Raw genomic sequence first — 25,485 nt, forward strand, 5'->3', positions numbered from 1 at the left:
ACCTTGTGTCACAAGAGCCTGAAGCTCTCTATTATGGGCATGATGCGACCTTAAGGCCGTCTTTTACTGTAATTATGGCTTTGGTTTAGCGTTTTTAAGTGTCGTGTGTTCAGTCTGAAGATTCAGACGCTTGCCAGTGGCTGGAGGGAAGCCTGCTCAGGCTAGCCATTGGGCACTGGCTTAAAAGGCTGAACAATGGCCCCTTGCCGGGTATCTCCAGGGCAGGGCTGATTTCTGCCAATGGATACAGGACGAAGCTGCGTTCGTGAAGGTAAGGATGAGGAACGCTTAGACGCTCGGTTTGTATGACTTCTTGTCCGAAAAGTAACAGGTCAAGGTCCAGCGTTCGTGGTCCCCAGCGCTCTTTTCGTACCCGCTGATGAGCGTTCTCTATACGCTGCATTTCGTCCAGCAGTGTATGGGGGTCGAGTGCCGTAGCGATAAGGGCTACGGCATTGATATAGTCAGGCTGGCCAGGAGGTCCGACAGGATCGCTTCTGTATAGGCCGGAATGTGCCAGCAGCTGGGAATCTGGCAGCTGTCGAAGTGCTTCCAGTGCCTCTTTTACTTGCTGCAGTGGCTGCTCAAGATTGCTGCCAAGACCAATCCAGGCAAGTGGGAACTGATGTCTATTCATCCGCACTTTTTCGCTTTCGATTACGTGGGCGTCGACGACGGGGTCTGGGCGTATCACCGCCTTCTTCCGCAGCGGTCTCACGGTTCATTTCGCGGCGGTCATTTCCTTCAAGCTGTTGATAGTCTTCCCACCATTGGCCCAAACCATCAAGATCCTCTCCAGCGATTTCCCGAAGTCGCAGGAAGTCATAAGCAGCACGGAAGCGAGGATGTCCCAGGAGCTGCTCAGCGCGTTTGCCCTGGCGGCGAGGTAAACGGAACTGCAGCTCCCAGATCTCTTTCATGATGCTGCTGATACGACGCGGAATCGCAATGTGGCGAACCTGACGCTCCATGATGCGCTGTGCTGCTTCATGAAGAGCCGGGATCAGTGGCATGCGCTCCTGTTCCTGAAGCCGTGCCAGCTCTTCCAACAATGGAGCCCAAAGCAGTACTGCATAGAGGAAGGCGGGAGTTACAGGTTTCTCTTCCGCAATACGACGATCGGTATTGGCCAGTGCATGTTCTACCAGTCTGCGCTGCATAGCGGTGGTTTCGTCGTCACCGCTCAGGCTGCGATAAGTCATGGGAAGAATGGGCTCAACCAGTTGGTATTGGCACATCAGGTGCCAGGTTGGTGCTCCCTGACCTGCGCTTAATAACTTTAATACTTCATCAAAAAGACGGGCATTCGAGACGTCTTTCAGCAGGGGGGCAAGCTCCAGAATGGGGGCTGCTGTGGCTTCTTCCAGTTCAAAGTCGAGTTTGCCCGCGAAGCGAACTGCTCTGAGCATGCGTACCGGATCTTCACGATAGCGGTCTTGCGGGTTGCCAATCATGCGAATGCGGCGCTGCTCGAGATCATTCAGGCCATTGTGGTAATCGTAGATACAGAAATCTTTAACCGTGTAGTACAGAGCGTTAATGGTGAAGTCCCTGCGCTCTACATCTTCTTCAAGCGTGCCGTAAACGTTATCCCGAAGCAGCATGCCGCTCTCCGCCTGACGGCTGTGATCCGAAGCGTTTTCTTCTTCGCTTTGCGGGTGATGAGCACGGAATGTCGCTACCTCGATAATCTCTCGACCAAACTGGACATGCACAATCTTGAAGCGTCGGCCAATCAGACGAGAATTGCGGAATAGGCGGTGAACTTCTTCAGGGCTGGCATTGGTGGCGACATCAAAGTCTTTTGGAGAGCGCCCCAGCAGCAAGTCACGCACGCCGCCGCCGACAATGTAAGCATCAAAACCCGCATCGCCAAGACGGTAGAGAACCTTCAAGGCATTCTGACTGATATTTTTACGGGAAATGTTGTGCTCATCACGAGAGATGACGTGCATGGATTGTTCGGATTCAATGGCCGTCATGGCGCTTCCTGAAGGTTGAGGACGGCTGAAGAGGCGAGCGATCACCACGGCCAGACCAATGATGACTGCAAAACCAATCAGATAATATAGGTTCACCTGATATTCCATAGGCTTAGAAGATGATCGTCATGAAACGCAGCATTATTGCGTTGCGCATCAGGCATTAAAGGAATGCGGATAATACCATCGACGGCTCTAAGGTAAAAATTAGAACATCATTAAGGCATAAAATAGATGGTATCAAAGGCGTACTTGAATAAGGGGGGGGAGATATTCTATGAAGTGCCGCCCTCTTGTTGTTATTGCGGCGGCAGCCAGACAGGGCATGTTCGAGTCCGGTATAAACAAATCGCTTTAGACATCCGGTACAGTCATGCACCTTGATGAGTGAAACAGTAGGTATTCTTTGCCGGTTTTATTTTTATTGTTGGCTTGTTGTTCCTGCTGTTTCCGTGATCTCGACCGATAAAAAGGCCGGAGGTCTAAAGCGATTAGCTTTCTCTACCCGATGTTATTTTTATTTTACGGGTCTCTGCTCAGGTTCGACGTTTTTTATTTTTATTGTTGCAAACCGGTGCAGAAGCTTTCTTCTTTGCTCCAGTATAAAGCATTCCTTGTGCCAGTTTTTTAAGTTGCTGTTTTTAAAGAATATTTATGTTTTTTGGAAAGGCGGTAACAGGGATGTGTTACCTCAGGGGACAGGTTTTAGTTACTCTGGTAACACCTAGGTGAGAAAAGTGACGCACTGCTTTGGTACAAAAAAGCCGGCTTATGCCGGCTCTGATGGCTATTTCTTGCGCGGGATTCCGAGCTTTTGTCGCTTTTCCCACAGGCATTTACGGCTAACCCCGAGCTTTTGGGCAAGCTCGGTTTCGCTCATCTCTTCCTGATGCTCGAGAACAAAGCGCAGAAAGTAGTCATCCAGTGACAGATTCTCTTTTACGGCTCGTGCTCCCAGAGGCGCAATGCGCTGCCGCGTATTACTGCTGGTTGCACTCAGGCGAGCTTCAATTTGATCAAGCTCATCGTCTTCCAGCGGTATTCCCAGCAGGTCGGGGGTAATCACTGCGTCATCGACAAGAATCACTGCGCGCTCGATGGCATTTTCAAGTTCACGTACGTTGCCCGGCCAGGGGTGGCGCTTGAGGGTATGTAAGGCATCCGTACTGAATACGAGGTCCTCACGACCAAGCTTACGGCTGGAGCGCTCAAGCAGAACATCCGCAATCTCAATGATGTCATCGCCTCGCTCACGCAATGCTGGCATACGAATGTCCATGACGTAGAGTCGGTAGAACAGGTCCTCACGGAACTTGCCTTCCTTTACCATCTCACGAAGATTGCGGTGGGTTGCTGTAATCAGGCGAATATCGACTTTCTTGGACTGAATCGAACCGACGCGGCGGATCTCGCTTTCCTGAAGGACACGAAGCAGGCGTGCCTGGGCTTCCAAAGGCAGTTCTCCGACCTCATCCAGAAAGAGTGTGCCGGTGTCTGCGGCTTCAATCAGGCCGCTTCGTGCAGCAACGGCACCGGTAAAAGCGCCTTTCTCATGACCGAAAAGCTCAGATTCGATTAGACTTTCAGGAATAGCCGCACAATTCACTGAGATCATCGGGCGATCACCACGAGAGCTTTGCTCGTGAATGGCGCGTGCAGCGAGTTCTTTACCCGTGCCTGACTCACCCTGAATAAGTACCGTGACATCGGTGCCTGCCACTTTGGCGATGCGACGAAACAGCATCTGCATCGCCTCGCAACTACCGATCATGCGTGAGCGTGGAGCGGAGTTATCTGAGCGTGCGGAGCGGCGAGTCATGGGTATCACATCGCTACCTGCATTGGCCTGACGCTCATCCTGTTGCTTGATGATACGTTTGACACTGGCGAGCATCTCATCGTGATCAAAGGGCTTGGCAATGTAGTCTACAGCCCCCTCGCGCATGGCATCCACAGCAGAGCGCAGGCTGGCATAGCTGGTCATAATAAGCACGGGGCAATGCTTAACTTCGCGGATCAGATCCGTACCAGGACGACCGGGAAGCCGTAAGTCGCTGATGACCAGGTCATAGTTTTCCAATGAAAACTTTAAGGCGTCATCCACGCATCCAGCATCATCGACCTGGTAATCGTTACGTTCGAGAAGTTTTTTCAGAGCCTGACGGATGATGGCTTCATCTTCGACAATCAAGATGCGTCGCATAGCTAACCTATACTGCTGTCTTCCGCGGGAGTGGCCCGGGGAAGCGTTAAGGTGATACAGGTACCTGAGTGAACCTCAGCGGTTTTCTCATCGGCCGTGATGCTGTCAGCCGTACGGCTGCGAACCTCAATCTTACCATAATGTTCTTCGATGATGCTGTAGACCAAAGAAAGGCCCAGACCTGTTCCCTTACCCGGCTCCTTCGTCGTAAAGAAAGGCTCGAAGAGGTGTTCGAGTGCTTCTGAAGGAATTCCCTTACCTTGGTCGATCACATCAATCTGCACGGAAAAGTCATCCATCCGGCTTTGCAGAATGATGGGAGCGCCATCAGGAGAAGCGTCTCTGGCATTGTTGAACAGGTTCACAAACACCTGAATCAGGCGTTGAGCATCACCGGAGATGCACAGTGGCCGCTGGCAGCCATTTTGAAATGGAATCTGTTTACCGCGGTGATCAAAGCCGACCAGATGAATGGCTTCATCAATACAGTCGTTCAGATCCAGCGGCTCATAGCGCTCCAGATCAGCGTATTGACCTGAGTGGGAAAAACTCAGTAAAGATTGCACGATACGACTGATACGGTCAGTTTGATGCAGTTGATGCCCTGCAATCTCAAGGAGTTCTGGCTTGTCAGTCTCATATTTAAGGTTCTGCGCCAGACAGGCTATCGCAGTGACCGGGTTACCAATTTCATGGGCGACCCCCGCGGCGAGGCGTCCTACCGAAATTAGTCGTTCGCTGTGAGCAAGACGGTCATCCAGCAGTTTGGTTTCTGTTTCGTCCTCAAGAAGAATAACGGTGTGCTCGCCAACCGGAGCCTCGTCGGTTTCTGCCTGAATCTCCATGCGTTGAAGGCTAAACCAGCGCATATGTTGATGAACGCTGAGCTGGGTGGAGCTAAGTCGGACTTCATCACTGTGAATAAAGTCACTGAGTAATCCGCGCCAGGGTGTTGGCAGATCCTCCAGGGTATTGCCAAGAACGTCTTCAGCAGCAAGGCCGGTATACGTCACCATCGAATTATTCCACATGGCAATTTCCTGGTTCTCGCCCAGGGCGCAAACGCCAATAGGGAGATGCAGCAGAATATTCCGGTGGAAGCGTCTAAGGCTGTCCAGTTCGCCAGCCAGTCCGGTCAGCTGAGACTTGTATTGCGTCAGCTGGTTTTCGATCACGTGAATATCGGTGGCTTTATAGAGCGAGTCATCTCCCTGAGAAGGAATGGACGCATCCAGAATTTCCTCTGCTTCTGTCGGGCCTAACAGGCCTGAGAGGTTGGTAGCGAGCCGCTCGCGTAAACGCCTGAGGCTGGCCGGGCGACGATCAGTGGGTTCAAGATTCAGATCCGCCAACGCCTGTAGCACTTCTTTTTCTGCCGTACGGTAACCAAGGTGAGGGGTCAGGCAAAGAATAAAGTCCTGACAGTTGGTCACGAGTACCTGTTTAGATGCTGTGCTTGGCAGGGCGTTTAGGGCGCAAATATGCGCTACCTGTTGCTCCTTGCTGGTGGGTTTACAGTACACCGACAAGAGTCCAAAAATGCCGATATTCAGCGTCAGTGACCACAGTGCGGTTTCATGCCAGTTGCTGGTATAGAGGCTGAGGCTGGGGGCATCAACATTACCGCCAATCAGCGGGAAGAGCATGCCGAATAGCCAGTAGGCCATCCCGGTGAGAAGGCCCCAGAGAAATCCAAGCCGGTGGCCTCGTGGCCAGAATAATGTCGCCAGCAGTCCTGGCAGAAACTGTAAAAAGGCAATGAAGGCGACCAGACCTTGAAGGTAGAGCGGGAAGCGATAGCCGATGGTGCTGTAGTAAAGATAGGACAGCAGAATGACAGAGATGATCAGCCCGCGCTTTGACCACAGCAGAAAACGGTAAAAGTCTGTATTGGGATTCGGTTGAAAGACCGGCAGCAACAAGTGGTTAAGTGCCATGGCCGCCATTGCCAGAACGCTCACAATCATAAGGCCGCTCGCTGCTGCGATCCCACCGAGAAATGCGAGCATGGTCAAAATCGGATGGTAGCCGTTCAGGCCAAGATATAGCAGCAGGTATTCCGGGTTCTGATTCAGCCCAAGCTTCATTCCTGCCCAGATCACCAGCGGAATACTGAGGCAGAGGACGCCCAGAAAAAGGGGCATGCCCCAGGCCGCATGGCGAAATGCGCGGGTGTTCAGGTTTTCTGTGAACGCGATGTGGAACATGTGGGGCATAACGATAACGCTGGCAAAGAAGGCCAGTAGCAGGGTTCGCCAGGCATCATCATTCAGAAGTTTGGGCTGTGTGAGTGAGGCAATGTCGAGCCAGTCCTGAAGGTCGTTGGGGCCGGAGAACACACTAAAAAGAACGTAGCCACCAATGGCCAGCATGGCAATCAACTTGAGTAGTGACTTGATGGCCAGAGCGAAGACCAGACTTTCCTGTTTGTCGCGAATGGAAGGGTGGCGAGCGCCAAAGAGGATGGCAAAGAGTGTCAGGGCCAGGCAGAAGATCTGCGCCACCGAATTGCCTGAGACCTGAGGCGCAAGTACCTGAGTTGACTCCGCTACGGCCTGAATCTGGATGGCCAGCAAGGGAATAGAGGCCACCAGCATAAAGAAAGTGGTGAGAACACCCGCCATTCTGCTGCGAAAACGAAAAGCCAGCAGGTCCGCCATTGAGCTGAACTGGAAGTTACGACATAGCCGCATGATCGGAATAAAAATGACGGGAGCCAGCACAAAGGCCAGCATGGCGCCGATGTAAGCCGCCAGAAAGCCAAGGCCAAAGCTATTGGCCAGGCCGACAGCGCCATAAAACGTCCATGCACTGGCATATACGCCAAGGGATAGCACATAGACGGCTGGATGACTTAGCCAGCGACGGCTAATCATGCCGCGCTCACAGCTCCAGGCCAGAAAACTCAGGCCGAGCACATAAAGTAAGCCGCAAAGGCTGATGCTGGTCAGGGACATGTGGCTCTCAAGAATCAGGTTGGCATATTAATAATTATTGGTATCCACCGGCGGCAGGCTCATCAGGGCAGGCACAGCTTTGCGCTGCCAGTGTGCGACTGCCCAGCTAAGTTGCTCCTGAACCGGAGCGTTAGCAAGCGTTGCAGGAAGCGGCTGCCCCAGACAACGAATCGCTTGTGATAAAAGTCGGGCGCTTGAGTGTGCATCCAGAGCGGGCGCCAGGTTCTGTTTGCTCAGTTTCTGGCCGGTTTCACTCAAAATTACCGGGATGTGGCTCCAATGAGGATGCGGCATTCCAAGGTTGCGTTGCAGCTGATATTGCCAGGGGGTTGAGTCCAGAAGGTCCGAGCCGCGCACAATATGCGTGACACCTTGGTCGGCATCATCGCAAACGACGGCCAGCTGATAGGCATAAAGGCCATCCTTGCGCTTGATAACGGCATCGCCGCAAAGGCCTAGTGCCACGTGTTGCTGACCGAGAATGCCATCATCAAACGTGAAGGGGGCGTCGGGCATGTGAATACGCAGGGCGCAGTCTTTAGGGCTGTCCGGCGGATAGGCCCGGCAGTAGCCATCATAAAGGAGCTCTGTTCGTTGTTTGACCTGGGTGCGGGAGCACTGGCAGGGATAGGCTTGCTTCTGGCTAAGGAGTTGATCCAGAGCTGACTCGTAACGTGCGTAGCGCTGGCTTTGATACAGCACTGCACCATCCCAATGCAGACTAAACGCTTCGAGTGTTCGGAGAATTTCATCGGCTGCGCCGGGCATTTCACGGGGAGGGTCAATATCTTCGATACGAACCAGCCACAGGCCGTTGTTGGCGTGTGCATCAAGATAGCTGGCGATAGCCGCCACAAGTGAACCGAAGTGTAAAAGCCCAGTCGGGGAGGGGGCAAAGCGACCGATATAACCAGACATGTCGATTGCCTGTGGTGAGTTCTAAACAGCGACAGCCCTTCGGGTGAAGGGCTGTCGGTTCAGGGCTTAGCCGCCCATCTGTTTCTCTTTCATCTCAGCAAGTGTTTTGCAGTCGATGCACAGAGTTGCGGTGGGGCGTGCTTCCAGTCGACGGATACCGATTTCGATACCGCAGGAGTCGCAGTAGCCGTAATCGTCCTCTTCCAGACGCTCCAGCGCTTCAGAGATTTTCTTGGTCAGCTTGCGTTCACGATCGCGCGCGCGCAGTTCCAGGCTGAATTCTTCTTCCTGGCTGGCACGGTCGTTCGGGTCAGCAAAGTTGTTCGCTTCTTCCTGAAGATGGTGAACCGTACGGTCTACCTCTTCCATCAGCTCTTGTTTCCAGCCTAGCAGGATTTGGGTGAAGTGGGCCTTTTGGGCCTCGTTCATATATTCCTCATCCGCTTTGGCCTGATAAGGCTGAAAGTTTTTTAGAAAAGAGGAATTACTATTGGGCATAACACAGCCTCACTCATCACTTAGCTGTTACAGACCCATCGTTTTTTCTGCCGACAAAGACTAAATGCCTGCAAACAATGGGGTCTCTCGCAAAGGCGAAACAACCTACCAGATTATTTAATGTGGCTCCACAGGTTTTTTTGCATATTCGATCTTAGTCTTAACTGGCCCTCATTCTCCTGACGGTGGCGGGATATCCGGCGAATGTGACGGCCCCGTGATAGAATCCCGGGCTTTTATTGTCTGCTGTGAGGAAGTGGGAATGACATCGCCATCCTGGGCTCGCCGAGTTGACCAGATTGAATCCTTCAAGGTTATGGATTTGCTGCAGCGTGCGAAAACGCTGGAAGCCTCCGGACATGATGTTATTCACATGGAAATTGGTGAGCCGGACTTCACGACAGCGCCCAGTATTGTCGAGGCTGGTCAGCAGGCGCTGGCGACAGGAAAAACTCAGTATACGCCAGCCCCGGGCATTCCCGCTCTGCGCGAGGCGATAAGCCAGCACTACCGGCAGAGCTATGGCCTTGAGATTCCTGCTTCGCGGATCATTGTGACGGCCGGAGGCTCTGGCGGTCTGATGCTGTTAAGCGCATTGCTCGCTAACCCCGGTGATAGCTGGATGATGGCCGATCCCGCCTATCCTTGTAATCGTCAGTTCCTGCGCGTGGTGGGCGCCCAGGCCAAGATGGTGGCGACTAAACCAGAAGAAGGTTTTGTGTTAACTCCCGAACAGGTCGACAAGCACTGGACGGCAGAGGTCACCGGGTTGCTGCTGGCATCTCCGGCTAATCCGACAGGTTATGTGATGAGCCAGCAGGAGTTGGCCGCGATCAGCGAAGTCGTATCGGCAAAAGGCGGGCACTTTATTGTCGATGAGATTTATCACGGCCTCAGTTATGGGCAGGAGGCGCCAACGGCGCTTTCCGTGAATGATCAGGCCTTTGTCATTAATAGCTTCTCGAAGTATTTCGGTATGACAGGCTGGCGTCTGGGCTGGATTGTGGCGCCTGAGTGGGCTGTCGAGCCTCTGGAGCGTCTGGCTCAGAATCTCTTTATTTCAGCGCCAAGCATTGCTCAATACGCTGCGCTTGCCTGCTTTGAAACAGAAACGCGTCTTGTGCTGGAGGAGCGTCGTGCGGCCTTTGCCAAGCGTCGTGATTTCCTGCTGCCAGCCCTTCGTGAGCTTGGTTTCAATGTGCCTTTTGAGCCGCAAGGCGCTTTTTATATCTACGCGGATGTTTCTGCGATAACCCCAGACAGCTACCGATTCTGCTTTGATCTGCTGGAAGCCGAAGGCGTCGCCATTACCCCGGGAGCTGACTTCGGTCATGCCAGCCCTGAGCGTTATATTCGCTTTGCCTACACGACCTCACTTGAGCGTTTGCAAGAAGCAGTGAGCCGTATCGCTCGCTTCATCGAGGCAGGCACCTGATGAAGTGGCCTGTACCTCTGCAGCAAGGTGTGCTCATCAAGCGTTATAAACGTTTTCTGGCGGACATTCAGACCCGTGACGGGCGCTTTCTGACGATTCACTGCCCCAATACCGGCTCCATGCGCAACTGTGGTGAAGCAGGGTCGACAGTCTGGTTTTGGGACTCTGAAGACCCCAAACGCAAATTGCCCTGTACCTGGGAACTGGTCGATACCCAGCCCGGCGGACTTGCCTGCATTAATACCCAGCGAGCCAATCAGGTGGTGAAAGAAGCGCTGTCTGCAGGCAGCATTCCTGCTCTGGCAGACTATGCCGCCGTAAAGGCGGAAGTGAAGTATGGCAGTCAGAACAGTCGCGTGGATTTTCTGCTTACTCATGAAGGCTTGCCTGACTGCTACGTGGAAGTCAAAAGCGTGACCCTGAAAGAAAACGGCACGGGGTATTTCCCGGATGCCGTCAGTTCTCGTGCGACTCGTCACTTACAGGAGCTGGAGGAAATGATCACGGCCGGGCATCGTGCAGTGTTGCTCTTTGCCGTGATGCATACCGGCATTGATGAGGTGAGGCCTGCCGCACACATTGATCCTGCTTATGCCGCCAAGTTACGCGAAGCTATTGATGCTGGTGTTGAGGTGATGGCCTGGAAGGTCAGTATGAATACGGTGGAGGTCTGTCTGGCCGAAGACGTCCCGGTGTTACTGGATTAATCATCAATCCACAGTTGCAAGTGCTCATCGATTTGATGGGTAACAGGTGTCAGAAACGCATTGAGACACACCTGACTCAGGCCTTCTCCAGTCACGGGATCAAAGAGTGCGCCATGGGCGGAACAGCGCCAGAGTTGCTCGCCAGACAGTGGAATATCCGCATCACTGCTGATGATAGCCTTGCCCGCATGAGGGCAGCGGTTGCGAAAAACACTGACTTCTTCACCTTGTCGATACACCAGAAAAGACTGGAGAAAGGTGGGTTGCCGCTGGGTGAGGTTGTCGAGGGAGCAGAGTAAGCGCATGACGTTGCTGACAGGTCTGGTATGATGCCAGGCTGCAGCATAAAGGAAGAAGCGAGTCCCGTCCTCCCCCATGGCCAAGAAAACCCCTTCACGTCGTTCCGGTTCGACCCGTTCGAACTCAAGCCGCCGCAGTCCGCGGAAATCCACCAGTCGCCGTCGTTCACGTTCATGGCTAGGCATTCTCGGCAAGATCATGCTGGTGGGTGTCGTTTGCATGATCGGCGTGATGGCCTATCTCGATGCCCAGATTGTTAAAAAGTTCGAGGGTAAACGCTGGGCGATTCCGGCCAAGGTCTATGCCCGCCCCATGGAGCTTTACTCGGGTCTGGCCATGACGGAAAAGCGTCTGGCGGCGGAACTGTCCTCATTGGGCTATCGTTTGGTGGACTCCGCTAAGACGGTGGGTCAGGCAAGCCATCTCTCCGGCGGGGGCTTCAGTATTTATGGGCGCAGCTTTGAGTTTGCTGATGGTAAAGAGCCTTCACGCCTGGTCAAAGTCAGCCTTAACGGTGGACGTGTTAATGGCATGAAGGATGCCGCGGGGCGTGATGTGCCGCTGATGCGTCTGGAGCCGCAGTATATTGGCGGCTTTTACCCCAGTCAGAAGGAAGACCGCGAACTGGTCACCTTGCAAGATGTTCCGCCACTACTGATCAAAACGCTGGTGGAAGTCGAGGATCGTAATTTCTATCATCACTTTGGTATTTCTCCGCGCGGTATTGCCCGCGCCATGCTGGCGAACATCCGTGCGGGCCGCTTTGTGCAGGGTGGTAGCACGCTGACTCAGCAGTTGGTGAAAAACTTCTATCTGGATGACAACAGCCGCAGTTTGTGGCGTAAGTTGCGCGAGGCGCCCATGGCACTGCTGCTGGAGATGCATTACAGCAAGCAGGAGATTCTTCAGGCTTACCTGAATGAAGTCTATCTCGGTCAGGATGGTGCTCACTCGATTCATGGCTTTGGTGAGGCGAGCCGTTTCTATTTCGGGCAGCCTGTGAATGAGCTGAATCCGTCACAGATTGCCTTGCTGGTCGGAATGGTTAAAGGGCCGTCGCTGTATAACCCGCGTCGCAACCCCGACAATGCCAAATCCCGTCGTGATGTGGTCCTGCAGGTGCTGGCGGATCGAGGCGTAATGCCACAAAGCTATGCCGATGGCTGGGAAAAGCAGCCGCTGGGTGTGACTGATCGTCCACTGCGTAGTCGTGGTGGTTATCCTGCCTTTATGCAGCTGGTGCGTGAGCAGCTGCAGGAATACTACGATCCGGAAACCCTGACCACCGCAGGTCTTAAAGTTTTCACGACGCTGGATCCTTATGTTCAGCATGCGGCAGAGCAGGGGCTGGTCGACACCACAGAGAAACTCGCCAAGCGCTATGGCAAAAAGGTGGAGGATGTCGAAGGCGCGGTAATGGTCACCAGCCCGAATACGGGTGAGGTGTTGGCAGTGGTTGGCGGTAAAGACCCGCGCTTCAATGGCTTTAACCGTGCCCTCGAGGCGCGGCGTCAGATCGGCTCGCTGGTGAAACCTGCGGTATATCTGACCGCACTGGAAGATCCTAAACGCTACACGCTGGCAACGTTGATTGATGATTCGCCAGTCAACATCAAGGCGGGCGATGGTACGCGCTGGAAGCCGCAGAACTATTCCCATGAAAGTCACGGCACCTTGCCGCTTTGGCAGGCGCTGGCCAAGTCGCTTAATCAGGCGACGGCGCGACTGGGAATGGATGTCGGCCTCGACAAAATCACCCATACCCTGCATGAGCTGGGATTGAAGCGTGATATTGATACCGTGCCTTCGATGCTGCTCGGATCGATGGCGTTGTCGCCCTTTGAGGTGACGCAGATGTACCAAACCATCGCATCCCAAGGCTTCTATATGCCTCTTCGCGCAGTGACGGCGGTGATTGATGAAAAGGGCCTGCCCCTACAGGCTGACTCTTTGCACCTGCAGCCCAAGCAGGCTATTGATCCTCGTTATATCGGGCTTTTGACCTACGGCATGGAGCAGGTGGTGAACGAAGGTACGTCGCGACAGATTCGTACCGTGCTGCCACCCTCGGTGTTTGCAGCGGGCAAGACAGGTACCACCAATGACCAGAAAGACAGTTGGTTTGCCGGTTTTACCGAAAACTATCTGGGCGTGGTCTGGTTGGGCAAAGACGATCCGCAGCCAACACCGCTGACGGGGGCAACCGGGGCATTGCAGGTCTGGATTGATATGATGAAGACCCTGCAGCCTGCTGCCTGGCAGCCGCCGTTGGCTGGCGGACTGGAAACGGCCTGGGTCAACGGACAGGGTGCGCGCACGGCTCAGAACTGTCCGGATGCACGTCAGATTCCTTTTCTTCCTGGATCAGAACCTGCAACAATACAGGACTGTAATGCTGCCGGAGAGACAGCGCCCAGTCAGGGTGGTGGTTTCAAAGGTTGGCTTGAACGATTATTCGGAGGTTAACGGGCATGGCCATCACATATGGGCAGCAGGGTAATTGGGCGCGGGCGTTTCAGGTCGTGCTTTTGACATCCGTAATGGCAGGTTGTGCCTCGGTACAAACCGGGCAAGTGCCAGTGGAAGATGCCAGTACCAGTATGGGAACACAGCCCAACCGCACGGTTACGCCGGTGCAGGAACAAAGTCAGGCGATGTCGACTCCGCTGGATACCAGTTCTGGCATTAGCGGTTCTGTTTCTACCGGGGTATCTGGCAGTGTCACGGATGGCAGCGGTACGATGGGGAATAGCTCCATGGACAGCGGCTCCATGAACTCAGGCTCAATGTCGAGCAGTGGTATGAGTGGCTCGGTCAGCAGTGGTTCATCCATGGCAACGACAACCGGCCGGCAGTCAACTCCTGCGGTAGTGGCGTTACTTGATCAGTCCTCTTCCATGGCTGGAAGTGGTCAGCTGAATGCGGCGATTAGCCGTGCTGAGCGTGCCCTGCGACTGGACTCACGCGACCCTAATATTTATCTGCAGCTGATGAATCTGTATCAGCGTGCCGGTAATGCGCAGCAAGCTCGCGCCATGGCGACGCGAGGTCTGGCGGTATCCACGACCGCTTCTGAGCGCCAGGCATTTCAGGCATATCTGAATCAGTAAGCTTTCGATAATATCGAATAACTAAAAAGGGCCTTTTGGCCCTTTTTGTTTTGTCTTTTAGGTCGTTCTGCCTGACTCAGAACTTACTTTGTTTCTGCGGGGTTTTTGCTCTCGAGGATCCGGCAAACCGACATGCCTACCGCTAACCACCAGATGCCTGGGCCAATGTCTGCCCAGAGTGAGGGATTTGTCGCAGAGTCCGGGTTGATTAGCGTTGCCCACAGGCTGAGCAGTAAAACAATGCTGCCTGAGGCCAGCACCATCACAGTTTTGATGTGCTCAGATGGCGCCTTCTGATCACTGATCAGGCGCCAGACCAGCACAAAGCCTATCAAGGCTGTCAGCATGATCAGAAGCAGGCCCCATAGCGGTGCCATCTGTAAGCGCCGAAGCAGCTCGAACAATGCCATAAATGCAATGATGATTCGGCCATAGGCAGGCCCGGACATCGCCAGCGGAATCGTCAAAGCAATCATCACCAATGCCATCGAGGGAATCGCCAGATAGGTAAAGGCATTCTCGGCAATGGTGTTGAACTGTGGCCAATGATTCAGGGTAATCAGAGGGCAGATAATACCCAGCCCCAGGCTCATCAGGGCAACGGCTCGGGTCGGCCCCCAGCCTGCGGCAACGTCGACTTTGCTCAGCCGCCAGGCGACGAGTGCCTGGAGCAGGGCGATTGCGATAATCAGCGGCGTGTTCACAGGCTTCCCATCACTTTGGCTGCGGCGTTAAGGGTCTTTTCCAGGGCTTCGTCGTCATGCGCCAGCGACATAAAGCAGGCTTCATAGAAAGCCGGTGCCAGATAAACGCCATTTCTAAGCATGCCATGGAAGAAATGATTGAAGCGGTCTTTGTCACACGCCATGACATCGTTATAGCAGGTGACGCTGGAGGCTTCAGTGAAGAAGAGGCCGAACATGGCGCCAGCCTGATTGGTTAGGAAAGGAACGCCTGCTTCGCGAGCGCAGGCATTAAGGCCTTGGGTCAAAAGCTCGGTTTTACGCGTCAGTTCCGCATGAATGCCGGGCTTGCTCAGGGCATTAAGCATGGCCAAGCCGGCGGTCATGGCAATAGGGTTACCTGAGAGGGTGCCTGCCTGATAGACCGGGCCAAGAGGGGCAATATATTCCATGATGCTGCGCTTGCCGCCGAAAGCGCCAACGGGCATGCCGCCACCAATGATTTTGCCCAAGGTGGTGAGATCGGGCACGACATTGTAATGCGCCTGAGCACCGCCCAGAGCTACGCGAAAACCGGTCATGACTTCATCGAAAATCAATACGGTGCCGTATTTATCGCAGATCTCGCGAAGCCCTTGCAGGAAACCTTCGTTGGGTGGAATGCAGTTCATGTTGCCCGCTACCGGCTCAACGATGATACAGGCGATTTGCTCGCCGACGCTGGCAAAGGCTTCGCGAACGTTATCCAGATCATTGTAGGTCAGTGTGATGGTGTGCTCGGCAAGTGCCGCGGGTACGCCAGGAGAGTTGGGGATACCCAGTGTTAGTGCGCCGGAGCCTGCCTTGACCAATAAGGAGTCAGAGTGGCCGTGGTAGCAACCTTCGAATTTGACGATCTTGTCGCGACCGGTAAAACCTCGAGCCAGACGAATAGCACTCATGGTGGCTTCTGTGCCTGAGTTCACCATGCGCACCATTTCCATGGATGGCACCAGCTCACAGACTTTTTTGGCCATGCTGACTTCAACCGCACAGGGAGCACCGAAGCTCAGGCCATCCTCGATACTTTCGCGCACAGCGGCGAGGATCTCAGGATGATTATGGCCCAGTAGCATGGGACCCCATGAGCCAACGTAATCAACGTAAGCGTTGTCATCCACATCAAAGAGGTAAGCGCCTTTAGCGCGTTTGAAGAAAATCGGCGTGCCGCCAACGGCCTTGAATGCCCGAACAGGCGAGTTCACGCCTCCTGGAATGTATTGCTGGGCTTCCTGGAAAAGGGACTCTGAGTGATTCATCGAAGACCTCACAAGGCTGTCTGTGTCAGATGTGAAAAATAGGATTAAAACTCAGCGACTTATGCGTCGGTGTAGCTGGTGCTGAGTCGCGTAAGCGGAGGCTTTTTCGCCAATATTCTCTGCAGCAAAAAGATCCTGAATGACGGCCACCCAGTCCGCACCGGCTTGCCAAAGTTCGGGCGCTCTATCCAAAGTGATGCCGCCGATGGCAACGACAGGTAGATGAATGAGCTGGCGTGCTTCCGAAAGTAGGGAGAGAGGGGCGGGTTTCGCCTCAGGCTTTGAGCGAGAAGGATAAAAGGCGCCGAAGGCGACATAGTCTGCACCTTCCTGTTCGGCTTTCTGTGCCAGGGTCAATTGGTCATGGCAGGTTACGCCGATAATTGCCTCGGAGCCTAGCGCCGCTCTCGCATCGCCAACGTTGCCGTCACCCTGTCCAAGATGCACGCCGGGGGCGCCAATACGGGCGGCAAGTTGCCAGTCATCATTGATCAGCAAAGTACAATTTGATTGCTGGCAGAGTTCGAGGAGCTGGCGAGCCAGCGATTGCTGGCGGGCAGAGGAGCTGATCTTGTCCCGGTATTGCAACAGTTGGCAGCCGCCTTCCAGCAACGAGGTTACATCCTCAAGTACAGAGGCTACTGTGCAGGCGCTTGAAACAGACGTAATGGCGTAAAGACCGCCCTGACGCAAAAAATCAGCTTTCATAGAATGGTTTGCTTGCTGTTCATGTAGTTGAGCAGATCATCCCGGGTAAGAATGCCGGCAATCTTGCCATACCAGTCTGTCACGTAAAGAGCTTCGACTCCGGTTTGGTCCAGTGTGTCCATGGCTTCTTTCAGGGTTGCCTGGATGGAAACCGGTTTCAAATCCTTACGCACAGCGGCTATCGCTAAAAGATTGAGTGGTTCATCTTCAGTAATGGGGGCGTGATCTGTCACCAGAAAGTTGCGGAAATCAGTACTGGAAAGCAGGCAGACCGGCTCGCTCTCTCGCTCGAGCAGATACCAGGGGCCTTTGTAATCCAGCATCGCATGGGTGATATCCGGAGTCACTTTATGAGGAAAACGTGGAACTTCTCTACGCATCAGTACCGCAACGCTTTCACGGCTCAGTGCCAGTGCTAGAGGGGTGTGACTCCTGGACTTGTTGGCGGCCAATAGCAGGCACCAGAAAAGAGATTTCTGCTTGAAAATATAAGCGCAGGTCAGGTTTGCCACCACGATGGCAAGCATCCCGGGAAAGATAATGTTGGAGTTGTGTGTCAGCTCCAGGAGTGCTGTCAATGCGGCAAGTGGTGCCTGAAGGACAGCGCTCATCATGGAACCCATGCCGAGCATCGCATAAAACCCAATCGCGCCGACCTCATGACTCATCAGATTGGCGATCATTCCCAATGAGCCTCCTGCGGCGGCGCCAATAAAAAGGATAGGGCCAATGCATCCCATAGGCATACCGAGTCCAAAGCAGATGGCGGTGGCGAGTAGCTTCACCAAAGTAATCAAAAGGAGAGTCGAAAGAAGAAACTTGGGCTGGAGAATATCACTGATGGTGTCGTAACCAATCCCCATGACCTGCGGTGCCAGCATGCCGGCGAGTGCCGCCGCAGCGCCGGCACAAAGAAGACGCACGCCCATCGGCCAGTGGTGAAGGCGCTGGCAGTAAGTCACAATCTTGCAGAAAGCCGCAGCAAGGGCACCCAGGACACAGCCCAACAACATGATGTAAGGCAGTTCACTCAATGAGTGATAACGCAGCTCGGGCACGATAAAAGCGACTTCGGAGCTGAAAAGCAAATAGTTCATGACGGCTGCCGTGACGGACGCAATCATGACGGGCAAGAAGCCGCTCACGGTGTATTCCATGAGCACCACTTCCATCGCAAAGAGAACCCCGGCCAGCGGCGTATTGAATGAAGCTGAAATGGCCGCCGCAGAGCCGCATCCAATCAGTAATCGCATGGTGTTATTGGGGACTTTGATTCGCTGCCCCATTAGGCTGCTGACTGCGGCACCCAAGTGAATCGCCGGGCCTTCCCTGCCTCCGGGCATCCCGGAGATAACTGCAATGGCACCAGTAAAAAACTGGATAAGTGCATTTCTCCCATGAAGATAACCCTGGTGAAAGTTGAGTCGCTCCAGCACATAGACAATACCCACGCGTCGGCGTGACGCGGGAAAGGGAAGAAAAATCAGGATGATGACGACCGCGCCGATAAGAGGAAACAGACCGCGCTCCCACAGCGTCAGTTTTTCAAAGGCCTCCGGGTCGCCTAGTAGCTGTTCTAGAGGCAGCTGAATAACCCATCGAAAGAGTGCCATGACCAGTCCGGTAGCAATGCCGCACAACAAGCCCAGCAAGGCAAGCTGTGGCAGAGCCTCTACATGGGCCAGGCGTCCACGGAAGTGGCTGAGTGTAAACACGTCTCTCAACATGGAAGATTGGCTCTCTCTGACAAGCTAATGCGGGCCACGTCTTTTATCTCCGGACTCTCAGCCTTATGATTACGTAATACTTCCCGATGAGCTTCAGGTGTCGAGCAACCTTTAATCTAGGAGCAAGGCAACCTGTAAGATGGGCTCAAGGGTGAATACATTGTCATTTGACTAATGCGAAAGGGTACTGCTGTGATCAAGGTAGGAATTGTTGGTGGCACCGGCTACACAGGTGTAGAGCTCCTGAGACTGCTGGCCAAGCATCCGGAAGTTTCTCTGGAAGTCATCACTTCCCGATCTGAAGCCGGAATGCCCGTGGCTGAAATGTATCCCAACCTGCGTGGCCACGTAGATCTGGTCTTCACCAATCCTGACGTCGACACTCTATCACAATGTGATGTGGTTTTCTTTGCCACACCTAACGGCGTTGCGATGACTCAAGTGCCTGAATTACTGGCTGCAGGTGTGAAAGTTATCGATCTGGCGGCTGACTTTCGTATCCGCGATGCTCAGCTTTGGGCCAAATGGTACGGAATGGATCATGCTTGTCCTAAGGTGCTTGAAGAGGCGGTCTATGGCTTGCCTGAAATGAATCGTGAAGCGATTAAGTCTGCACGTTTGGTAGCGAATCCTGGATGCTTTCCGACGGCTGTTCAGCTGGGTTTCATGCCATTACTGGAGAATGATCTGATTGACCGGCGTTATCTGATTGCAGACTGCAAGTCTGGTGTCAGCGGTGCCGGCCGGGGGGCTAAAGTACCTTCCTTGTTGACTGAAGCCAGTGAAAGCCTGAAAGCCTATGGTGTGCCCGGTCATCGACACTTGCCAGAAATTCGGCAGGGTCTGGCGTTGATGGCAAACAACTCACCTGTAGGGCTGACTTTTGTCCCGCATCTGACACCGATGATTCGTGGTATTCATGCCACTCTCTACGCACGCCTGAAAGACCCGGTTGGAAAATTGCAGGAGCTTTTTGAAAATCGCTATGCCAATGAAGCTTTTGTTGATGTATTGCCCGCGGGGTCGCATCCAGAAACCCGTTCGGTGAAAGGTTCTAATATTTGCCGAATCGCCATTCATCAGCCGCAAAATGACGATACAGTTGTTATCCTTTCTGCGATAGATAACCTGGTAAAAGGGGCTGCTGGGCAGGCAGTTCAGAATATGAATATTATGTTCGGATTTGCTGAAAAGCAGGGGCTGGATATTGTGGCTCTCATGCCCTGAGTGCGCTGTAACTGTTGTAATCTTATAACAGTTATTTCCATGGCTATGCTGTCGTATCGTGTAGTCATGGTGTACACTTATACCCTACAAAATTGCTAGGTTTTTTGAAGGAGTATCTACTGCAATGGTAGAAGATGCCTTTGCTGCACCCATCAGCATCACTGAAAATGCCACCCGTAAAGTGCGTAGCCTGATCGAGGAAGAAGAGAATCCCGGTCTTAAATTGCGTGTCTTTGTTACTGGAGGGGGTTGTTCCGGTTTTTCTTATGGCTTTGCTTTTGATGAAGATAAAGCTGAGGACGATACCGTCGTAGAAAGTGACGGCGTTACTATGCTGGTTGATCCGCTAAGTTATCAGTATCTTGTTGGTGCTGTGGTCGACTATAAAGAAGGGCTGCAAGGCTCACAGTTTTTAGTCAGTAACCCTAATGCCACAACTACCTGTGGCTGCGGTTCCAGCTTCAGTATCTAACATTCCCCCAATGGAGCTGGTGAGCTATTTTTTCGGTTTGATGCTGATGATGGCTTCCAGCTTTGCCTTTTCTGAAGACTTTGCGTCTGATGAAAATTCTCCTCCAAGATATCTTGCTGCGATTACTCGCCACGATGCTTTCGAGTTAACCTTAATTCTCGAACGAGCTGATGTGCTGCTTCAGGATCGAATGGATGTTTATCCTGATTATCCACCGTTGACACTTGTTCTGCATGGAGATGAGGCGAGGTTTTTTACGCGGATGAACTATCCGGCGAATAAAATGCTGGTTGATCTTGCCGCTAGATTGGATGCTTTCCATGTCATTGATCTAAAAATCTGTGAAACATGGATGCGAGATAACGGTGTAAAGAGATCAGAGCTTCCCGCGTTCGTGGAAACGGTCCCTTATGGACCGGCTGAAGAAGATCGCCTGGAGCAGCAAGGCTATTTGCAGTTCTAGGTTAGTCGTTTTTCCTAAATCCAAACCTTATCTAACTTCAGGCTTCGTAGAGTGCGCCTAAAATCCGTAGACCTTTAGCGCCGGTGACTGTTGGTGCATTGGCAGGAAGTTTGTGCACTCGCTGTCGTGCAAGCCAGGCAAACGCTAATGCTTCCATCCACTGAGGATCTACCCCCAGATCAGTTGTACTTTTTACTTTCCATCGTGGTAAAGCATTCGCTAAGCGACTCATTAGGTGGCTATTAAGAGCGCCGCCTCCGCAAACATAAATCTCACCTGCACTGTTGTGTTTGGAGATCTCGTTGGCAATTGAAGTTGCTGTGAGCTCGGTAAGCGTTGCTTGAATATCTTCAGGAGACAGAGAAAAGTCTTCTGTATGGCTTTTGAGCCAAGTCAGATTGAATAACTCTCTGCCAGTGCTCTTTGGGAAGGGGGCGTGAAAATAGGCTTCACCAAGTAGGCTGTCAAGTAAGGCAGTATCTATTTTACCCGAGGCTGCCCATTCGCCATTGTGATCAAAGCCTTTGCCAAGGTGCTGTCTGCACCAGCTGTCCATCAGTATGTTGCCTGGTCCGGTATCGTAGCCAAGGAGATCTTGCTGACCCAAAATGCTGATGTTGGCCATACCGCCAATATTTAACAGAATACGAAAATCATCTGTAGAGCCAAAAAGTGCTTGATGGAATGCTGGGACCAAGGGTGCGCCTTCACCTCCTGCGGCAATATCTCTTCGACGAAAATCCCCTACGACATTGATATCTGTAAGCTCAGCAAGCGTATTAGGGTCACCAATCTGGAGTGTGAAGGGTGTTGCGATGTCAGGATGATGGCGTATGGTCTGGCCATGACTACCTATAGCCATGATCTCATCACGATGGATGCCGCTGTTAGTTAATAAACTCTCTACCAAGGATGCGTAGGTATGAGCCAGATGGATATCTGCTTGGCCTAATCGATATATCTCATCTTCACCTGAGCGGGATAAGCTATCGAGGGTCTTGTAAAGCTCTGCGGAGAAGGGGGCTGAGGCTGTGGAAACTGTTCTTATTGCAAGTGGGCTGTTTGGGGAAGAGATCTCAGCGAGGACGGCATCAATACCGTCCATGCTGGTGCCAGACATTAGGCCAATATAATACTCGTTATTACTTGTCATTCAGGGCGACATTAAGCGGTGTTTTGCCATTCATCGCTGCTACTATTTTCTTCGCGCTGCCCATGAATGCTGTTTTTGCACGGCCGGTTAAACTGTCAGACTTCGGTAGTGCTACCTTCATTGGGTCTTTGTGCACATTGTTCAGTCGAACTTCGTAGTGCACATGAGGGCCGGTAGACAGGCCAGTGGTGCCAATATAACCAATCACTTGGCCCCGTTTCACCTTGTCGCCTTTGTTTAGGCCAGCGGCAAAGCCCTTCATGTGTGCATAAAGTGTGCTGATACCGTTGCTGTGGGCCAGTACTACCACGTTGCCGTAACCTCCTTTTACACCTTTAAAGATCACCTTGCCGTAACCAGTGGCATGGATAGGTGTCCCATAAGGAGCGGCAAGGTCGACACCTTCATGGGCGCGCCAACGGTGAAGTTTTGGATGATAGCGACGGGGGCTGAATGGAGAAGAAATGCGTGCTCCCGGAACCGGTGTTCTATCGAAGGCTTTCTGTTTTCCTTCGCCGTTTTCATCGTAGTAGTGAACGTCTCCGGTTTTGTCTTCATAGCGGATGGCATAAAAAGATTTACCGGCATTGGTATAGCGCGCAGCAAGAATGTCACCCATCCCAACTAGGCGGTTTTTAATGTATTTCTCTTCAAAGATCAGAGTGAAGGTATCGCCTTTGCGCACGTCACTACGGAAGTCAATATCGTTAGTGAAAAGTGTCGACATGTTGGCAATTAGGCGATAAGGAACCCCGGCTTCTTTAGATGCGTTGAAGAGGGAGTCCTTGACTGTCATTTTTACCATGCGCTCTTTGATAGTGGGCGCAGTTACTTCCTGAGTGAGGGTGTAACCCTTGTCTGTGTGTTCAACTACAACCGTACTAAATACGCCACGTTTGTATTGCAGTTTTTGTAGATCACTGCCGTCATTTGATTCAAAAGTAAACACATCACCAGGGTGCAGATTGCGGAAGGGGCGCTCTTTCTTGAATGCGTTGTCTACTTCAATAGCCTTGGCTATGGTGAAGCCTGCGCGTTGGAAAACGGATGTCAGATTGTCGCCTGACTCGACGGTGACTACTTTGCTACCTTCTTTGGCCAGAGACATATCATCATCGCTGGCAACTTCCGTCGCAGTGGGTTCTTCAATCTTGCCTTCGTTCTCAAGGGCTTTCTGTTCCTGGGGCGTCAGGTCTTCGATGTCATTTTGGCTTTTAGCAATTTCCGCGGATAAATCATCTGCGTCGCTGCCGTAATCTTCGTTACTATCATCCTGGCTTTCGTCGACATTCTGATCGGGTGTGAAAAGTGTCATGTTTACAGACGGATCTGCCGACTCGGATGCATCGGATGAGTCATTTGACTGCGCCACCTGAGTGTTCATATTGATCTCGAGCGGGATGCTGCCAAGTTCAGCGTCGCTATCACTGGAGCTGGTGACGACAGAGTCATTGCTATCAGAGGGGGATTGCCCCAGGTTGAGCGAGATAGAATTCTTCTCAGCGTCAGGGGAGCGGGTTGCAGAGACATTTTCAGAAGGGACAAAAATTAGCGCGCCTACAACCGTGCCAACCATAAAAATGGCCGCAACGTGTAGTTTTGGGAGGCGACTGAGAATCTTATAAAAAACCATTAAACGATGACTCACAGAAAACAGAATTGATGAAACTGAAAAAGCATAAAAATTTGTGGTCAAAAATAACATCAAAGATCTATTAGTTGAACTCTTTTCACGCTCTTTTCTTCCCCGCAGGCGCCATTCTCGCTAGAATTTCCGGCCATGTCTGATAACGGCGGCAGTCACGTTTTGTCGATAGACTGCTGTTCAAAGTTTGTGATAACGGGAAAGCCTAATGAGCAAAGCACTTTTACAAGAACTCAAGGACAGAGGGCTGATTGCCCAAATGACCTCAGAAGCGGAACTGGAGCAACATCTGACGTCAGGTTCTCGGGTGCTTTATTGCGGCTTTGACCCCACTGCAGATAGCCTTCATCTGGGTCACCTGGTTCCTTTGCTCATGCTTAAACGTTTTCAGGAGCATGGGCATCGTCCAATTGCCCTGGTTGGTGGGGCTACAGGACTGATCGGCGATCCTAGTTTCAAAGCTCAGGAACGTCAGTTGCAGACAAGTGATATCGTTAAAGTATGGGGCGAGAGGCTTAAAGAGCAAATCTCACGTTTTATCGACTTTAACGATAAAGATGGAGCGTTACTGGTCAACAATTTTGACTGGACAGGCAATGTTGATGTGCTGACGTTTTTACGCGACATCGGTAAGCACTTTACTGTAAATAAAATGATTGCTAAGGAGTCGGTTAAACAGCGTATTGAACGTGAAGACTCAGGGATTTCCTTCACAGAGTTTACATACCAGATCCTCCAGTCTTATGACTTCCAGCAGCTCAATAAAATGTACGGTTGTACTATGCAGATCGGTGGCTCTGATCAGTGGGGAAATATTACTGGTGGGATTGATCTGACGCGTCGTATGAATGGCGAGCAGACTTTTGGTCTGACACTTCCTCTGATCACAAAGTCTGATGGAACCAAATTTGGCAAGACTGAAGGCGGTGCTGTTTGGCTTGCAGCTAACAAAACTTCACCTTATGCGTTCTATCAATTCTGGCTTCAGACGCCTGATGCTGATGTTTATCGTTTCCTGAAATATTTTACCTTCATCAGTGTTGGCGAAATCGACCAGTTGGAGGCTGAGGATAAAGCGCGCGAGGGTAAACCTGAAGCTCAGCGTGTGCTTGCACGAGCTGTAACTGAGCTTGTGCACGGTAAACAAGGGATGGATGCAGCGGTGCGAATCACAGAGGCGCTGTTTTCTGGTGATGTGTCCAGTTTGTCTGAAGCAGATTACCAACAGTTGGCTCAGGATGGTCTTCCCAGTTCAGTGTTACCTTTGGAACTCGCTGATAAACCGCTTACTACCCTGTTGGTTGAAGCTGAGATCGCTTCCAATGGAAAACAGGTAAAGGATGCGTTGCAACGCAATGCTGTTGTTGTAAATGGCTCTGAGCTTGGGTTGGATTCTAATATGGCTGCTGCAGGGGTTTTCGACTCTGCGAATGCTCTTTTTGGAAAGTATTTCCTCGTGAAGCTGGGTAAGAAGAAGCATCACTTGTTTGTGCGTTAAGCATTCCCAAATGCTGTACTGAAAAGCAGCGGCCCTTGGCCGCTGCTTTTTTATATCTGCTGTTTGTGCTTTTAGTTATTGGCTTCGCGCAGTTCGGCGAAGCTCATCCTTTGAATGCTCTCAGCCCCCGTTGGAGCGTTTTCGGGCGTCATGAGCCTGAAATTGGTTTTTCTTGGTTTTACCCCTTGACGGACTCATTCAAAGGTCTATAATGCGCCCCCACTGAACGACGAGGCGCACCGCCAAGTCGGGAAAAACAAGAGTAAAATCAAGCAAGTAGCTGCTTGGAAGTGAAGTGAGTGATCACCGAGTTTTGTAGTTACTTCAATGAGTCAAAACGCTAACGCAAAAGACTCCTTGACAAACTTGAGCGGTTCGGTAGAATGCGCACCTCTTGATCGCTGAGACGCAACGCGGATCGGCTTGCTCTTTAAAAATGAATCGGATAATTCGTGTGGGTGCTTGTACTGGGTATCGACAAGATAGTCAGAGACAAGACCT

At 52.3% G+C, this 25,485-nt stretch carries 21 protein-coding genes; 8 read left to right on the forward strand and 13 right to left on the reverse strand.

Annotated features, from left to right (window positions below):
• Positions 1–109 precede the first annotated feature (109 nt).
• The 6 genes from folK to dksA all read right to left on the reverse strand — a co-directional run bounded on the left by folK (position 110) and on the right by dksA (position 8,558).
• The gene (gene folK / locus ACKC9G_RS08830; RefSeq protein WP_411404578.1) at positions 110–637 is read right to left on the reverse strand and encodes a 2-amino-4-hydroxy-6-hydroxymethyldihydropteridine diphosphokinase; all 528 of its coding nucleotides are present in this window, start codon (positions 635–637) and stop codon (positions 110–112) included.
• Positions 630–2,078 carry a polynucleotide adenylyltransferase PcnB gene (pcnB, locus tag ACKC9G_RS08835; protein WP_411404579.1) on the reverse strand — a complete coding sequence of 483 codons (1,449 nt, stop codon included), beginning with the start codon at positions 2,076–2,078 and terminating at the stop codon, positions 630–632. The genes folK and pcnB overlap by 8 nt, the downstream gene beginning before the upstream one ends.
• Before the next feature lie 691 nt (positions 2,079–2,769).
• On the reverse strand, positions 2,770–4,185 hold the full coding sequence (locus ACKC9G_RS08840) for a sigma-54-dependent transcriptional regulator (protein ID WP_411404580.1): 1,416 nt from the start codon (positions 4,183–4,185) through the stop codon (positions 2,770–2,772).
• A 2-nt stretch (positions 4,186–4,187) separates the two neighbouring features.
• Positions 4,188–7,142 (reverse strand): sensor histidine kinase, encoded by a 2,955-nt coding sequence (locus tag ACKC9G_RS08845; RefSeq protein ID WP_411404581.1) that lies wholly within the window; start codon positions 7,140–7,142, stop codon positions 4,188–4,190.
• Positions 7,143–7,169: 27 nt separating this feature from the next.
• Entirely contained in the window at positions 7,170–8,060 is an 891-nt protein-coding gene (gluQRS, locus tag ACKC9G_RS08850) for a tRNA glutamyl-Q(34) synthetase GluQRS (protein ID WP_411404582.1), read from the reverse strand.
• Positions 8,061–8,126: 66 nt separating this feature from the next.
• Positions 8,127–8,558, reverse strand: a complete 432-nt coding sequence (dksA, locus tag ACKC9G_RS08855; protein ID WP_411404583.1) for an RNA polymerase-binding protein DksA — start codon at positions 8,556–8,558, stop codon at positions 8,127–8,129.
• Positions 8,559–8,820: 262 nt separating this feature from the next.
• Here dksA and ACKC9G_RS08860 point away from each other — a divergent pair, with 262 nt between their 5' ends.
• Together ACKC9G_RS08860 and sfsA are read left to right on the forward strand one after the other, a co-directional pair.
• Complete coding sequence (locus tag ACKC9G_RS08860; RefSeq protein ID WP_411404584.1) at positions 8,821–9,993, forward strand: pyridoxal phosphate-dependent aminotransferase; 1,173 nt, start codon at positions 8,821–8,823, stop codon at positions 9,991–9,993.
• Positions 9,993–10,700, forward strand: a complete 708-nt coding sequence (gene sfsA / locus ACKC9G_RS08865; RefSeq protein ID WP_411404585.1) for a DNA/RNA nuclease SfsA — start codon at positions 9,993–9,995, stop codon at positions 10,698–10,700. Before ACKC9G_RS08860 ends, sfsA begins: the two co-directional genes overlap by 1 nt.
• Here the strand turns inward: sfsA and ACKC9G_RS08870 are convergent.
• Complete coding sequence (locus tag ACKC9G_RS08870; RefSeq protein ID WP_411404586.1) at positions 10,697–11,077, reverse strand: Rieske (2Fe-2S) protein; 381 nt, start codon at positions 11,075–11,077, stop codon at positions 10,697–10,699. The genes sfsA and ACKC9G_RS08870 overlap by 4 nt on opposite strands.
• Between ACKC9G_RS08870 and mrcB the strand changes: the two genes are divergently transcribed.
• Both mrcB and ACKC9G_RS08880 read left to right on the forward strand, forming a co-directional pair.
• Positions 11,076–13,466 carry a penicillin-binding protein 1B gene (mrcB, locus tag ACKC9G_RS08875; RefSeq protein ID WP_411404587.1) on the forward strand — a complete coding sequence of 797 codons (2,391 nt, stop codon included), beginning with the start codon at positions 11,076–11,078 and terminating at the stop codon, positions 13,464–13,466. The genes ACKC9G_RS08870 and mrcB overlap by 2 nt on opposite strands.
• Positions 13,467–13,471: 5 nt before the next feature.
• On the forward strand, positions 13,472–14,110 hold the full coding sequence (locus tag ACKC9G_RS08880; RefSeq protein ID WP_411404588.1) for a tetratricopeptide repeat protein: 639 nt from the start codon (positions 13,472–13,474) through the stop codon (positions 14,108–14,110).
• Positions 14,111–14,193: 83 nt separating this feature from the next.
• Here ACKC9G_RS08880 and ACKC9G_RS08885 read toward each other — a convergent pair whose 3' ends face one another.
• The 4 genes from ACKC9G_RS08885 to ACKC9G_RS08900 are packed head-to-tail and all read right to left on the reverse strand — an operon-like array spanning position 14,194 to position 18,526.
• A complete protein-coding gene (locus ACKC9G_RS08885) occupies positions 14,194–14,814 on the reverse strand; it encodes a hypothetical protein (protein ID WP_411404589.1) in 621 nt (206 codons plus the stop codon).
• Positions 14,811–16,091, reverse strand: a complete 1,281-nt coding sequence (gene hemL / locus ACKC9G_RS08890; protein ID WP_411404590.1) for a glutamate-1-semialdehyde 2,1-aminomutase — start codon at positions 16,089–16,091, stop codon at positions 14,811–14,813. Before hemL ends, ACKC9G_RS08885 begins: the two co-directional genes overlap by 4 nt.
• A 51-nt stretch (positions 16,092–16,142) precedes the next feature.
• Entirely contained in the window at positions 16,143–16,799 is a 657-nt protein-coding gene (gene thiE / locus ACKC9G_RS08895; RefSeq protein WP_411404591.1) for a thiamine phosphate synthase, read from the reverse strand.
• A complete protein-coding gene (locus ACKC9G_RS08900; protein WP_411404592.1) occupies positions 16,796–18,526 on the reverse strand; it encodes a chloride channel protein in 1,731 nt (576 codons plus the stop codon). The genes thiE and ACKC9G_RS08900 overlap by 4 nt, the downstream gene beginning before the upstream one ends.
• 192 nt (positions 18,527–18,718) lie before the next feature.
• On the opposite strand from ACKC9G_RS08900, the gene argC reads away from it, so the two are divergent.
• The 3 genes from argC to ACKC9G_RS08915 all read left to right on the forward strand — a co-directional run bounded on the left by argC (position 18,719) and on the right by ACKC9G_RS08915 (position 20,688).
• Positions 18,719–19,753: an N-acetyl-gamma-glutamyl-phosphate reductase gene (gene argC / locus ACKC9G_RS08905; protein ID WP_411404593.1), complete on the forward strand. Its 1,035-nt coding sequence runs from the start codon at positions 18,719–18,721 to the stop codon at positions 19,751–19,753.
• A gap of 124 nt (positions 19,754–19,877) precedes the next feature.
• Entirely contained in the window at positions 19,878–20,225 is a 348-nt protein-coding gene (erpA, locus tag ACKC9G_RS08910) for an iron-sulfur cluster insertion protein ErpA (protein WP_411404594.1), read from the forward strand.
• A 19-nt stretch (positions 20,226–20,244) separates the two neighbouring features.
• Entirely contained in the window at positions 20,245–20,688 is a 444-nt protein-coding gene (locus tag ACKC9G_RS08915; protein WP_411404595.1) for a hypothetical protein, read from the forward strand.
• Between the two features lie 37 nt (positions 20,689–20,725).
• Here the strand turns inward: ACKC9G_RS08915 and ACKC9G_RS08920 are convergent, their stop codons facing one another.
• Together ACKC9G_RS08920 and ACKC9G_RS08925 are read right to left on the reverse strand one after the other, a co-directional pair.
• A complete protein-coding gene (locus ACKC9G_RS08920; RefSeq protein WP_411404596.1) occupies positions 20,726–21,841 on the reverse strand; it encodes an anhydro-N-acetylmuramic acid kinase in 1,116 nt (371 codons plus the stop codon).
• Complete coding sequence (locus ACKC9G_RS08925) at positions 21,831–23,546, reverse strand: peptidoglycan DD-metalloendopeptidase family protein (RefSeq protein ID WP_411404597.1); 1,716 nt, start codon at positions 23,544–23,546, stop codon at positions 21,831–21,833. The genes ACKC9G_RS08920 and ACKC9G_RS08925 overlap by 11 nt, the downstream gene beginning before the upstream one ends.
• Positions 23,547–23,694: 148 nt before the next feature.
• Between ACKC9G_RS08925 and tyrS the strand changes: the two genes are divergently transcribed.
• Entirely contained in the window at positions 23,695–24,984 is a 1,290-nt protein-coding gene (tyrS, locus tag ACKC9G_RS08930; protein WP_411404598.1) for a tyrosine--tRNA ligase, read from the forward strand.
• Positions 24,985–25,485 lie beyond the last annotated feature (501 nt).

Source organism: Pokkaliibacter sp. CJK22405 (assembly GCF_046614695.1).
Classification (GTDB): Bacteria; Pseudomonadota; Gammaproteobacteria; order Pseudomonadales; family Balneatricaceae; genus Pokkaliibacter.

Coding starts and splice junctions, on each gene's coding strand:
- ACKC9G_RS08920 (WP_411404596.1), bottom strand. CDS start 21,841: ATGACAAGTAATAACGAGTATTATATTGGCCTAATGTCTGGCACCAGC.
- ACKC9G_RS08860 (WP_411404584.1), top strand. CDS start 8,821: ATGACATCGCCATCCTGGGCTCGCCGAGTTGACCAGATTGAATCCTTC.
- erpA (WP_411404594.1), top strand. CDS start 19,878: ATGGTAGAAGATGCCTTTGCTGCACCCATCAGCATCACTGAAAATGCC.
- thiE (WP_411404591.1), bottom strand. CDS start 16,799: ATGAAAGCTGATTTTTTGCGTCAGGGCGGTCTTTACGCCATTACGTCT.
- ACKC9G_RS08840 (WP_411404580.1), bottom strand. CDS start 4,185: ATGCGACGCATCTTGATTGTCGAAGATGAAGCCATCATCCGTCAGGCT.
- hemL (WP_411404590.1), bottom strand. CDS start 16,091: ATGAATCACTCAGAGTCCCTTTTCCAGGAAGCCCAGCAATACATTCCA.
- ACKC9G_RS08880 (WP_411404588.1), top strand. CDS start 13,472: ATGGCCATCACATATGGGCAGCAGGGTAATTGGGCGCGGGCGTTTCAG.
- ACKC9G_RS08870 (WP_411404586.1), bottom strand. CDS start 11,077: ATGGGGGAGGACGGGACTCGCTTCTTCCTTTATGCTGCAGCCTGGCAT.
- gluQRS (WP_411404582.1), bottom strand. CDS start 8,060: ATGTCTGGTTATATCGGTCGCTTTGCCCCCTCCCCGACTGGGCTTTTA.
- ACKC9G_RS08845 (WP_411404581.1), bottom strand. CDS start 7,142: ATGTCCCTGACCAGCATCAGCCTTTGCGGCTTACTTTATGTGCTCGGC.
- sfsA (WP_411404585.1), top strand. CDS start 9,993: ATGAAGTGGCCTGTACCTCTGCAGCAAGGTGTGCTCATCAAGCGTTAT.
- tyrS (WP_411404598.1), top strand. CDS start 23,695: ATGAGCAAAGCACTTTTACAAGAACTCAAGGACAGAGGGCTGATTGCC.
- mrcB (WP_411404587.1), top strand. CDS start 11,076: ATGGCCAAGAAAACCCCTTCACGTCGTTCCGGTTCGACCCGTTCGAAC.
- dksA (WP_411404583.1), bottom strand. CDS start 8,558: ATGCCCAATAGTAATTCCTCTTTTCTAAAAAACTTTCAGCCTTATCAG.
- ACKC9G_RS08925 (WP_411404597.1), bottom strand. CDS start 23,546: ATGTTATTTTTGACCACAAATTTTTATGCTTTTTCAGTTTCATCAATT.
- folK (WP_411404578.1), bottom strand. CDS start 637: ATGAATAGACATCAGTTCCCACTTGCCTGGATTGGTCTTGGCAGCAAT.
- ACKC9G_RS08900 (WP_411404592.1), bottom strand. CDS start 18,526: ATGTTGAGAGACGTGTTTACACTCAGCCACTTCCGTGGACGCCTGGCC.